We start from the raw sequence: 10,284 nt of genomic DNA, 5'->3' as shown, positions 1-10,284 counted from the left end.
TCGGTATCGCGCAGCTTACGCAGGGATGACGGGGTAACGACATGAAAGCGGTTCGTCGCCCCTGCGCAGGCAGGGGCCCATTCGCGCAAGCTCTCAGCCTCACAAGATCCCGAACGTCCACCCCTCCGTGCGCGCCACCGCGGCCGTCATCCCGGCCGGCTGCCAGTAACGCCCGTCTCCGGCAATCGCGCGCAGCCCCGCCGCCGCGATCAGCGCATCGGTCTGATGATCGTCCGGCGCCGCGATGTCCGCCGGCTGAGAACCCAGCGCCGCCAGGGCCCGGTTCAGCCCTTCGGTATCGCGCAGCTTACGCCCGCGCGGGTCGCCGGCAAGGCGCAGGAACAGGCGCGCATACATCTCTGCCACGACCACCCGCGCGCCGTCCGGCACCGGCCCGTCAAATGGCCAGATATGAACGTCTTCCGGCAGCCGGTGCAGCAGGCGCATGCCGGCAAAGCTGGCCTTCGCGACCTGCGCGGCGCCGACGGCATCATAGACGGTGGAGGGTTTGCCGCCGCCTGCCGCGTTGAACGCCGCCTCGCAGACGCGCGCGAACATATAGTCCGCCTTTCGCCCGTCCGCCGCGCCAAAATAGAAATGCGTGCGAAAGCGCCGTTCCAGGAAACTTGCCGCGCCCAGATCCTCATCCTCCGAATGGGCATCGACGAAGCGCCAGAAGGCCCGCGCCTCTTCAGGAGCCTGTGTTCCGGGCAAATAGCTTCCGCGCTCCACGAACGGCGGCGCAAAGCTGAAATCGAAGGCGATCAGCGTACGCGGTCCGCCCTCGGAAAGCGCCGCGGCGAAGTTCAGGACATCCGTGCGCGACCAGACATGGCCCGGCCGAACCAGTATCGGCGCCGCCTCTCCCGCCTGGCACTGCGCGACCGCGATACCCTTGTGCCGCCGCCCCTTGGCGCCCGACCAGTCGACGGCGACGAAACTTTCGAACGGCGTCACGCGCGTTCGTAGGTCGCCAGCATCAGCCCGCGCGCGATCGCCTTTTCCTCCAGCATGTCCCGCACCGCACCGAGGCCTGGGCGGCCCGTCAGCATGGAAAGGCTGGACAGCGCGTAAAGCTGGAACACATAGCGGTGGGCGCCGTGGCCGCGCGGCGGATCGGGCGGCAGCCAGCGCGCTCGGCCATAGCTGTTGCGGCCGGTGGAAAAATGGCGGGGATCGGAAAAATCGCCCTCATTGGCATGTCCGTCCGTGGGCGCGATGCCATAGCCGATCAGATGGACGAGCGGGCGCGGCAGCGGCGGATCGGCATCCTCCACCACCAGAACCAGTTCCGCGGCCCGGTCCGGCACTCCGGACCAGTGCAGCGCCGGCGACAGGCCGGGTCCGTCGGCGGTGCAGCGGTCGGGAAGGGCGGTCCCCATCATGCCCGTGCCGCCCAGATGCATGCTGTCCGGCAGATCGGAAAGTTGCAGCCTGGCGCAGGTCAGTGCGTCCGTGCCCGGACGAACGCCGCTGAGTGCCCGCCCGATGGCGGCGGGAAGAAGCTGGAGCATGGCGGTCCTCTCTTTCCCGCCTTCAACGGCCCGGACGCCGCCGGAGTTGCCCGCCGGCGGCGGACGCTAGTCCGCGGTCGCCACCACGTCGCGGGCAAAGGCGGTGATGTCGAAACCGCCATCCTCGCCCACCGGGTCGAAGCCGCGACGAATAACGAGCAAATTCTGTTCCGGCACGATGACGAGATACTGGCCGCGATTGCCCATCGCCGAGAACGTGCCCTGCGGCAGGCCGGCCTGTTCGGTCGCGGTCCAGAACGTGGCGCCATAGCCCCACTCCCGGTCCGGCTGCGGGCCGGTGGGGGCGGACACGAAGCGGCCGTAATTTTCCGGCAGCAGCCGCTCCCCGTCCCAGACCCCGTCCGCCAGATAAAGGAGGCCCAGGCGTGCCAGGTCGCGCGCCGTCGTCCAGACCTGGCTCGACATGACGAAATCGCCGCGCCAGTCGGTTTCCAGATAGGTGTGCATCATGCCCAGCTTCCACAGCAGGCCTGTAAAGGGCAGGGCGCGGTAGCCCGCGTCATCGTCCATGGTGTTGCGCAGGCCGTAGAGCGCCAGCAGCGTGTCGTTGTTGGCATAGCGGAACGTGCTGCCCGGTTCGTGCAGCAGCGACTGGCCCGGCGCCGAATCCGCGACGGCCGTGCCGCCGACATAGATGGCATCGGTGCGATTGCCGGGAAAATCGCTGGTCAGGCCGGACGCCATGCGCATCAGCTGCTCGGTGGTGATCTGGCCGCGCGGGTCGCCGCGCTCCTGCCATTCCGGCACGGCCGCCGGGTCCATCAGGTTGATCAGCCCGCGCTCCGCCGCCACGCCCAGCACGCTTCCGGCGATGGACTTTGCCACCGACCATGTCCGCTGCGGCGTTTGGGCGTCGATGCCGTGCGCGTAGCGCTCGCCGACGATGCGCCCGTCCCGCACGATCAGAATGCCTGTCGTCTTGTTGCCATTGCCATAGGTCCGGCCATCGAACGCGCGCTCGATCAGCGGCGCCAGGCTTGTGTCGATGGTCTCGGGCAGCGGCTCCACGGTCTGCGGCGCCTGCGCCAGAACGTCGGCGGGAAGGGTGGGCAGGCTAACCATGCCCAGCGTTGCGCCGATGGGAAGCTGCGTGCAGCCCAGATACTCGCGCCATGCGGCGATGCGTGGCGGCATGTTGCGATCATATTCGACGGCGACGTATTTTCCTTCGTTTGAAATCCGCGCGTCCAGTTCGTCCACCGCGCCGCGATAATCGCCGTAGATTTGCGTCAGCTCGCCCGCATCGATTTCCGCCTTGCTGCGTCCGGCGTTGAACGTGCCCGAACAGGTGAAGGCGGCCTCGTACCCCGCCGCAAGCGCGCGGGTATAATCCGGATCGGCCTCGGCCGCGAGGGTGCCCGTGGCGGCGAACTGCGCGACAAGGACGCCGGCGATGAATGATGCGGTACGAATGAAAGGTCCCCCTGAAGTCCTGCGGATCGGGGCGGACTATAGGACGCTGGGCCGGACCCGCAACATCGCGCGGCTTTCAGTGCGCCCGCGCGAGAATCGCGCTGCAACATCGCGGGCGTTCACGGCGTTCTGCCCCCATGAAGCCTGGCCTTTCCGAAATGTACTACCGTGCCGCGCGCCGAACCGCCGGCCCGATCGCACGTCTCGACATCGACATGGTGCGTCATGCCCATCCCTTCGCCAACCATCCGGTGGTGCGCGTGTTATCGCCGCTGGGCAAGGCGGCCGACCAGATGCCGCTGAACGTGGTGGGCGCCAGCATCCTCGGCGCCGGCCTGATCGCCGGCAAGCCCGCGCTGACCCGGTTCGGCATCCGCTTTCTGGCAGCGCATTTCGTGGGGATCACCCTGAAGACGGCCGCGAAGGCGCTTTTCGCCCGGCCGCGGCCGAACGTCGTCGCGCGGGAGGGGCGGCACGACACGCGCCTGCCCGGCGTCGGCGATCCCGGTCGCCAGTCCTTTCCCTCCGGCCACACGGCCGGCGCGTTTCTTGCGGCCGGCGCAGTCGCGCGGTTCGCACCCCCGGCTGCGCCCTACGCCTATGGCGCCGCCGTGCTTGTGGGACTCGTCCAGATTCCGGAACGAAATCATTTCTTCAGCGACATCGTCGCCGGCGCCATCTTGGGACTGGCCGCCGATGCGCTGACCGAACGCGGTTATCAGCGCTGGCAGCGCGCACGATCCCCGTCCTGATTGGGCGGGCCGGTCTCAGCCGTCTTGGCGCCGCCCCTGTCGGCGCTCGTCCCACCAGGCCAGGCGCTCGGCCACGCGCTTTTCAAAGCCGCGGTCAGTCGGCGTATAGAAATGCTGCGGCTGCATCTCCTGCGGCCAATAATTGGCGCCCGACAAGCCGCCCTCTGCCTGGTGGTCGTATTCATACCCGGCGCCATAGCCGATGTCCTTCATCAGCTTGGTGGGCGCGTTGACGATGTTCATCGGCGGCATCAGCGATCCCGTTTCCTTCGCCGTCCGCCACGCCGCGCCTGCCGCCGTGTAGGCCGCGTTCGATTTGGGGGCGGTCGCGCAGTAGAGGCAGGCCTGCACGATGGCGAGTTCCCCCTCCGGCGAGCCCAGGAAATCATAGGCATCCTTGGCCGCAAGCGCCTGCACCAGCGCCTGCGGATCGGCCAGTCCGATATCCTCCGACGCGAACCGCACGATGCGGCGCAGGACGTAGAGCGGCTCCTCGCCGGCGACCAGCATGCGCGCCAGATAGTAGAGCGCCGCCTGCGGGTCCGATCCGCGCAGCGATTTGTGCAGCGCGCTGATCAGATTGTAGTGCCCCTCCCGGTCCTTGTCGTACACCGCAACGCGGCGATGCAGCAGATCGCGCAGGTCGGCGGGTTGCAGCTTCCGTTCCGTCTCGATGTTCAGCAGCGTCTCGACCTGGTTGAGCAGGAAGCGACCATCGCCGTCCGCGCTGCCGATCAGCGCCGTGCGCGCATCCGCCGTCAGCGGCAGGTCCTTGCCCGTCAGCACCTCCGCGCGTGACATCAGCTGCCCCAGTGCCTTTTCATCGAGACGGTTCAGAAGCAGCACCTGACAGCGCGACAAAAGCGCCGCGTTCAGTTCGAACGACGGATTTTCGGTTGTCGCGCCGACAAGGGTGACGGTGCCATCCTCGACATAGGGCAGGAATCCGTCCTGCTGCGCCCGGTTGAAACGGTGGATCTCGTCCACGAACAGCAGGGTCTTCTTGCCCGCGCGGGCATATTCGCGCGCCTCGGCAAAGGCCTTCTTCAGGTCGGCCACGCCGGAAAAAACCGCGCTGATCGAATGGAAACGCAGACCGACCGCCGCCGCCAGCAGGCGCGCAATGGTCGTCTTGCCGGTTCCGGGCGGCCCCCAGAAGATGATGGACGACAGCTTCCCGGCCGCGACCATGCGCCCGATCGCGCCGTTCTCTCCGGTCAGATGCTCCTGCCCGACCACCTCGTCCAGCGCCTGCGGGCGTAGTCGCTCGGCAAGCGGCGCGTCGTCCTCGGTGCCATCGTCACTCTGGCGCCTCCCTGCGGACGTGTCCCCCCGCCTGGGGGTCTCTTGCGGATCGGGATCGTCGCGGAACAGGTCGGGCATCATCGGCAGTTAGGCTCTCGGGGGCCGAACGGGAAGGGGGGCGAAGCTGCCGATATGGCCGGTCGCCCGGACAGGCGCGGTCAGCGTACCGCAGCCGCCGCTGCCGGATCGGCGGCACCGGCGCTGGGCGACGATGTGTCTTCGGAGGGCGCTTCCTCGGACGTATCCGCCATCTGCCGCTCCAGGATGGCGGACCTGTCATCCACGCGCGCATCTGGCGCTTCGGCGAGGGGGGCCGGGGGCACGCGGACCGGGTCGCCGTTCTCATCGGTAATGATAACGTCGCCAGTCACCAGTTCTTTTCGTTCTGCCGTTTCGTCGCAGCTCCACATGGCAAACGGCAACAGGATGGCTGTCGAGCTCAGCAGAAATACGCGCCTGAGCATAAGCGTCCACATAAATTGAGTTGATTCCGTTGACCGCTCAACGAAGGCCGTGCCGCTTCGTTCCGGGGGGGGCGCCGGTCGGGGATCTCCTTGCGTGGCGGCGCAAATGAAAAGGACCGCCACGGCGTTAACCGGGGCGGTCCCTTCATGCTGTCCGTGGAGGACGATGCGGGCGTCAGTCCTTGGCGTCTTCCGCCTCGGCTTCGGCAGCTTCGTCGGTGCCTTCCGCGTCGGCGTCCGCGCCAGCCGCGGCTTCACCATCCTCACCCTCGGTGACCGGCTCGCCGTTTTCGTCAAGTGCGATGCCCGACGCTTCCGCATTCGCCTGCCGTTCGGCGCGCTCCAGCGCTTCCTTGGCCAGGCGCTCGGATTCGGTCAGCATCTCGTCATCGCCTTCGTCGACGAAGATGTTGATGCCCTGGCGCTGCATTTCGGCTTCTTCCTCGGACCGGGCGACGTTCGCTTCGATCGTGACGGAAACCTCCGGGTGCAGGCTGACGGTGACCTTGTGGACGCCCAGATTCTTGATCGGCGCTTCCAGGCTGACCTGGTTCTTGTCGACCGCGATCTTGCCCTCGGACAGCGACGCGGCGATGTCGCGGGCGCTGACGGAGCCGTACAGCTGACCGGAATCGGACGACTGGCGGATCAGCACGACCTGCGTGCCCTCCAGCGTCTTTGCGTCCGCCTCGGCGCCCGTGCGCTTCTCGGCGTTTTCCTTCTCGATGCGCTCGCGGTCCGCCTCGAACTTCGCCCTGTTGGCTTCATTCGCGCGCAGGGCCTTGCGCTGCGGCAGCAGGAAGTTGCGGGCATAGCCGGGCTTCACCGCGACGACGTCGCCGATATTGCCGAGCTTCTCGACGCGCTCCAGGAGGATGATGTCCATATTTGCCATGGGTCTCGTCTCCTTAGCGTACGATGTAGGGCAGAAGGCCGAGGTGACGGGCGCGCTTGATCGCCTTCGCCAGCTCGCGCTGCTTCTTCGCGGACACCGCGGTGATGCGGCTCGGAACGATCTTACCGCGCTCCGACAGGAAGCCGCCCAGCAGCTTCACGTCCTTGTAATCGATCTTCGGGGCGTCCGGCCGGCTGAACGGGCAGGACTTCTTGCGGCGGAAAAAGGGGCGTGCCATGTTTCTTTATCCCTTCAGGCTTCAGTCGTCGCGGCGCGGACGACGTTCGCGGCGCTCTTCCTTGCGCATCTGCGCGCTCGGTTCGCTTTCCAGTTCGTCGACGCGGATGGTCAGGTGACGGATGACGTCGTCGGACAGCGAGATGTTGCGTTCCATCTCGTGGACGGCCGGCGCCGGCGCGTCGATGTTGAGCATCACGAAGTGAGCCTTGCGGTTCTTCTTGATCTTGTAGGCGAGGCCCTTCAGGCCCCAATATTCGGTCTTCTCGACCTTGCCCTCATTGTCCTCGAGAATCTTCGTGAACTGTTCGGCGAGGGCGTCGACCTGCGCGGTCGACAGATCCTGGCGCGCCAGGAACGTATGCTCGTAGAGCGGCATCTGTCTCTCCATATTGCCGATCGCTGACATGCGGTCATCGCATGCCCCTCCGGCTTTCCTTCAAAAATGATCGCGGCGGAGACCGTGCTGGTCCCCGCCGCGAGCAGTCGCCCCTATGCCCCTTTCCGGGGAAAAAGACAAGGGGCGGGTTGGACGCTCGTTCTTACGCGCCCGTCGTATCGGCGTAGAGCGACCACAGCGCGGCCACCTCGTTGAACGAACTGTTCTCCTGCACCATGCTGAATGCCGTCTTGGCAAGCGCCGGATCGCCGGCACGCAGGGCGCTGATGCCAAGGCCCAGCAGCGCCTGGTTCAGATAGGGGGAGGACGGGATGTCCTTCTGCATCTGATAGGACCGCCAGTAGGCCACGGCCGCCGCCTTGTAATCCTCGGCACCGTAAAAGGCGTTCGCCATGCGGTAATAGCCTTCGGGTCCCGGCTTCAGCTGCGCGAAGCCGCTGCGCTCCTGCTGGATCCGCCCCTCGGACGCCTGCAGCAGGCTCTGCACCTGCGGGTCTTCTTCCGCAAGCTGGCCGTTCTCGATACCGCGTTCCACCGTGGACAGCGCGACGGCGGGCTGCTGCGCGACGGTCGCGAACTTGGCGAACTCGATATAATCCTCGGGCTTCGTGATGTTGTCCGTCTGCGCGAGCAGCTTGTAGAGGGCAAGCTGCGCATCGCGCGTCGTCAGATCGTCCTTCAGATTGTTGAGGAGCGTGCGCCAGCGCGCCGGCGTCGGGTCCAGGCGGATCAGCCGTTCCACCGTTTCCAGATAGGCGGCGCGGTCGTCCATCTTGAACTGCGCGGAGGCGAGGTTCTCAAGCAGGTCCTGCCGCGGACCGTTCTGCTCAATCAGCTGGGTATAAAGATCGGCGGCCGCCTGGTAATTGCCCTGCTTGATATAGGACTGCGCCACGATCTTGTTGCCCGTGTCGCCGCCCATCTGCTTGCCGAGCGCGATGGCCTTGTCGAAATTGCCGGCCTGGTAATAGATCGGCGCCAGACGCGACGCCGGGGCGCCGATGCTCTCCAGGTCGCGCGCGGCGGCGGTATAGTTGCCCGACGCGGTGTTTACGTAGGCCGACATCTCCGCGACCTTGCGGCGCTCCGCCGACGTGTCGGCAGCCGAGCGTGCGGCCTTCACCTTTGCGGCAGCCGCGCTGGTATTTCCCTGCGACGCGAGCCGCTGCGCGTCCTGCAGCGGCACGCCCACGTCGCGGGACAGGGCCTGCGCCAGCGCGCCGCCGGCGGGAACCGTCAGCGACAGGGCCGTGCACAGGGCAATCGTACGAAAAGTCTTCATTAGGATATAACCTCCCAGTTAGTTTACGGGGGCAGGCAAGACTTCCCCCCGCCGCCGCCACCGGCAGCGCACCAGATCATCACATTAAACCGAACTGCCCGGGCACCCGCGCCGCAGATCCGGCGGAGTGTCCAGGCAGACACGGGCTCAAAGTAGCAAACAGACCGTCACTTGCAAGGTGCCTCGGTAATGCCTACCCGAACGGCCATACCCGACATTGAAGGCAAGAGGGCCATGACCACATCCTTTCTATTCCCCGGACAGGGCAGCCAGAGCCCCGGCATGGGCAAGGCGCTCGCTGAAGCAAGTGCCGCTGCTCGCGACGTTTTTCAGGAAGTCGATGACGCATTGTCGCAGAACCTGTCGCGGTTGATGTTCGAGGGGCCGGCGGACGAGTTGACCCTGACCGCGAATGCACAGCCGGCCATCATGGCGAACAGCATCGCGGTGCTGCGAATCCTCGAAAGGGACTGCGGCCTGCGCTTTTCCGAGGCGGCGCGATTCACCGCCGGGCATAGCCTGGGGGAATATACCGCGCTCTGCGCCGCCGGAGTCGCCAGCCTGACGGACGTCGCCCGCCTTCTCCGGATTCGCGGCGATGCCATGCAGGCGGCGGTGCCGGTGGGCGAGGGCGCGATGGCCGCTCTCCTCGGCCTCGATTTCGCCGATGCCGTCGCGGCTGCCGAGGAGGGGTCCGAGGGGGACGAGATCTGCGTTGCGGCGAACGACAACGCGCCGGGTCAGGTTGTCGTCTCGGGCCACAAGGCCGCTGTCGAACGCGCCATCGAGGCAGCGAAGGCGAGGGGAGCGAAGCGCGGCATGCTGCTGCCCGTCTCCGCTCCCTTCCACTCGCCGCTGATGCAGCCGGCGGCCGAGCGCATGCAGGCCGCGCTGGCGGAGGCGGATTTCGATACGCCGACCGTCGCCATCGTCACCAACGTCACCGCCGGTCCGGAAACCGACCCGCCGCGCCTGAAGCAGCTTCTGGTCGAGCAGGTCACGGGCACCGTGCGCTGGCGCGAATCCGTGGCGGCGATGGCGGAGGCGGGGACGGAGCGTTTCGTCGAACTCGGCGCGAAGGTCGTCGGCCCCATGATAAAGCGCATCGCGCCCGACAGGGAGCCGATCAGCCTCGTCACCATGGACGACATCGAGAGCTTCGCGAAGACGCTCTGACGCCTCCGCAGCGGCGGAGCCAAACCACATTCAGACAGGAAGGGGCAGGCAGCCCATGTTCGATCTCACTGGAAAAACCGCGCTCGTCACCGGCGCGTCGGGCGGCATCGGGTCCGCCATTGCGAGGGCGCTTGCGGCGCAGGGCGCGGCCGTCGCGCTCTCCGGCACCAATCAGGAGCGGCTCGAATCCGTCGCTGCCGACATCGGCGGGAAGACGGCGATCGTCCCCTGCGATCTGGGCGACAGCGCCGCCGTCGATGCGCTCGTCGGGCAGGCGGCGGAGGCGCTCGGCGGGCTCGACATCCTCATCAACAATGCGGGCGTCACGCGCGACAACCTCGCCATGCGCATGAAGGACGAGGAATGGTCCGACGTCATTCGCATCAATCTTGAGGCCGCCTTCCGCCTTTCGCGCGCGGCGCTCCGCCCCATGATGAAGGCCCGTTTCGGCCGTATCATCTCGATCACCTCCGTCGTCGGCGCGACCGGCAATCCGGGGCAGGCGAACTATGCCGCCTCGAAGGCCGGCCTGACCGGCATGACGAAGGCGCTGGCGCAGGAGGTTGCGAGCCGCGGCGTCACCGTCAACTGCGTCGCGCCGGGCTTCATTCGTTCCGCCATGACCGATGCGCTGCCCGACGCGCAGAAGGAAACGCTGAAGGGCCGCATCCCCGCCGGCGCGCTGGGCGAGGGCGCGGACGTCGCCGCCGCCTGCGCCTTTCTGGCCTCGGTAGAGGCCGGCTACGTCACCGGCCAGACCCTGCACGTCAACGGCGGCATGGCGATGCTGTCGTAACCGGCACCGCCGCCAACCTCCCTAACCCT

Annotated in this window: 13 protein-coding genes; 4 read left to right on the top strand and 9 right to left on the bottom strand. The window is 66.9% G+C overall.

The features are described 5' to 3' along the window. Nucleotides 1-99: 99 nt before the first annotated feature. The 3 genes from C725_RS14885 to C725_RS14875 all read right to left on the bottom strand — a co-directional run bounded on the left by C725_RS14885 (nucleotide 100) and on the right by C725_RS14875 (nucleotide 2,735). Nucleotides 100-957, bottom strand: a complete 858-nt coding sequence (locus C725_RS14885) for a hypothetical protein (RefSeq protein ID WP_008603997.1) — start codon at nucleotides 955-957, stop codon at nucleotides 100-102. Further along, complete coding sequence (locus tag C725_RS14880) at nucleotides 954-1,514, bottom strand: YbhB/YbcL family Raf kinase inhibitor-like protein (protein ID WP_008603996.1); 561 nt, start codon at nucleotides 1,512-1,514, stop codon at nucleotides 954-956. The genes C725_RS14885 and C725_RS14880 overlap by 4 nt, the downstream gene beginning before the upstream one ends. Before the next feature lie 66 nt (nucleotides 1,515-1,580). Next, nucleotides 1,581-2,735 carry a serine hydrolase domain-containing protein gene (locus C725_RS14875; protein ID WP_008603995.1) on the bottom strand — a complete coding sequence of 385 codons (1,155 nt, stop codon included), beginning with the start codon at nucleotides 2,733-2,735 and terminating at the stop codon, nucleotides 1,581-1,583. Between the two features lie 24 nt (nucleotides 2,736-2,759). Between C725_RS14875 and C725_RS16780 the strand changes: the two genes are divergently transcribed. Together C725_RS16780 and C725_RS15570 are read left to right on the top strand one after the other, a co-directional pair. Then, a complete protein-coding gene (locus tag C725_RS16780) occupies nucleotides 2,760-2,936 on the top strand; it encodes a hypothetical protein (RefSeq protein WP_207791019.1) in 177 nt (58 codons plus the stop codon). Between the two features lie 149 nt (nucleotides 2,937-3,085). Beyond that, entirely contained in the window at nucleotides 3,086-3,700 is a 615-nt protein-coding gene (locus tag C725_RS15570) for a phosphatase PAP2 family protein (protein ID WP_008603994.1), read from the top strand. Nucleotides 3,701-3,715: 15 nt separating this feature from the next. Here C725_RS15570 and C725_RS14865 read toward each other — a convergent pair whose 3' ends face one another. The 6 genes from C725_RS14865 to C725_RS14840 form a co-directional block, all read right to left on the bottom strand. Continuing rightward, nucleotides 3,716-5,083 carry a replication-associated recombination protein A gene (locus C725_RS14865; protein ID WP_149864721.1) on the bottom strand — a complete coding sequence of 456 codons (1,368 nt, stop codon included), beginning with the start codon at nucleotides 5,081-5,083 and terminating at the stop codon, nucleotides 3,716-3,718. An 80-nt stretch (nucleotides 5,084-5,163) separates the two neighbouring features. After that, on the bottom strand, nucleotides 5,164-5,469 hold the full coding sequence (locus C725_RS14860; protein WP_149864720.1) for a hypothetical protein: 306 nt from the start codon (nucleotides 5,467-5,469) through the stop codon (nucleotides 5,164-5,166). 175 nt (nucleotides 5,470-5,644) lie between these two features. Next, on the bottom strand, nucleotides 5,645-6,355 hold the full coding sequence (rplI, locus tag C725_RS14855) for a 50S ribosomal protein L9 (protein WP_078056335.1): 711 nt from the start codon (nucleotides 6,353-6,355) through the stop codon (nucleotides 5,645-5,647). A gap of 22 nt (nucleotides 6,356-6,377) precedes the next feature. After that, nucleotides 6,378-6,602, bottom strand: coding sequence for a 30S ribosomal protein S18 (rpsR, locus tag C725_RS14850; protein ID WP_008603990.1), 225 nt, complete (start codon nucleotides 6,600-6,602; stop codon nucleotides 6,378-6,380). A 21-nt stretch (nucleotides 6,603-6,623) separates the two neighbouring features. Then, on the bottom strand, nucleotides 6,624-6,980 hold the full coding sequence (gene rpsF, locus C725_RS14845) for a 30S ribosomal protein S6 (protein WP_008603989.1): 357 nt from the start codon (nucleotides 6,978-6,980) through the stop codon (nucleotides 6,624-6,626). Nucleotides 6,981-7,143: 163 nt separating this feature from the next. Beyond that, on the bottom strand, nucleotides 7,144-8,283 hold the full coding sequence (locus C725_RS14840) for a tetratricopeptide repeat protein (RefSeq protein WP_008603988.1): 1,140 nt from the start codon (nucleotides 8,281-8,283) through the stop codon (nucleotides 7,144-7,146). A gap of 234 nt (nucleotides 8,284-8,517) precedes the next feature. Here C725_RS14840 and fabD point away from each other — a divergent pair, with 234 nt between their 5' ends. Together fabD and fabG are read left to right on the top strand one after the other, a co-directional pair. Further along, nucleotides 8,518-9,459 (top strand): ACP S-malonyltransferase, encoded by a 942-nt coding sequence (fabD, locus tag C725_RS14835; protein WP_008603987.1) that lies wholly within the window; start codon nucleotides 8,518-8,520, stop codon nucleotides 9,457-9,459. A 55-nt stretch (nucleotides 9,460-9,514) separates the two neighbouring features. Then, entirely contained in the window at nucleotides 9,515-10,255 is a 741-nt protein-coding gene (gene fabG / locus C725_RS14830; RefSeq protein WP_008603986.1) for a 3-oxoacyl-[acyl-carrier-protein] reductase, read from the top strand. Nucleotides 10,256-10,284 lie beyond the last annotated feature (29 nt).

It is taken from the genome of Pacificimonas flava (assembly GCF_000342165.1).
Classification (GTDB): domain Bacteria; phylum Pseudomonadota; class Alphaproteobacteria; order Sphingomonadales; family Sphingomonadaceae; genus Pacificimonas; species Pacificimonas flava.
This window is presented reverse-complemented; position numbering and strand designations above follow the sequence as displayed.

Coding starts and splice junctions, on each gene's coding strand:
- rpsF (WP_008603989.1), bottom strand. CDS start 6,980: ATGCCGCTCTACGAGCATACGTTCCTGGCGCGCCAGGATCTGTCGACC.
- C725_RS14865 (WP_149864721.1), bottom strand. CDS start 5,083: ATGCCCGACCTGTTCCGCGACGATCCCGATCCGCAAGAGACCCCCAGG.
- rplI (WP_078056335.1), bottom strand. CDS start 6,355: ATGGACATCATCCTCCTGGAGCGCGTCGAGAAGCTCGGCAATATCGGC.
- C725_RS14840 (WP_008603988.1), bottom strand. CDS start 8,283: ATGAAGACTTTTCGTACGATTGCCCTGTGCACGGCCCTGTCGCTGACG.
- fabD (WP_008603987.1), top strand. CDS start 8,518: ATGACCACATCCTTTCTATTCCCCGGACAGGGCAGCCAGAGCCCCGGC.
- rpsR (WP_008603990.1), bottom strand. CDS start 6,602: ATGGCACGCCCCTTTTTCCGCCGCAAGAAGTCCTGCCCGTTCAGCCGG.
- C725_RS14880 (WP_008603996.1), bottom strand. CDS start 1,514: ATGCTCCAGCTTCTTCCCGCCGCCATCGGGCGGGCACTCAGCGGCGTT.
- C725_RS14860 (WP_149864720.1), bottom strand. CDS start 5,469: ATGCTCAGGCGCGTATTTCTGCTGAGCTCGACAGCCATCCTGTTGCCG.
- fabG (WP_008603986.1), top strand. CDS start 9,515: ATGTTCGATCTCACTGGAAAAACCGCGCTCGTCACCGGCGCGTCGGGC.
- C725_RS15570 (WP_008603994.1), top strand. CDS start 3,086: ATGAAGCCTGGCCTTTCCGAAATGTACTACCGTGCCGCGCGCCGAACC.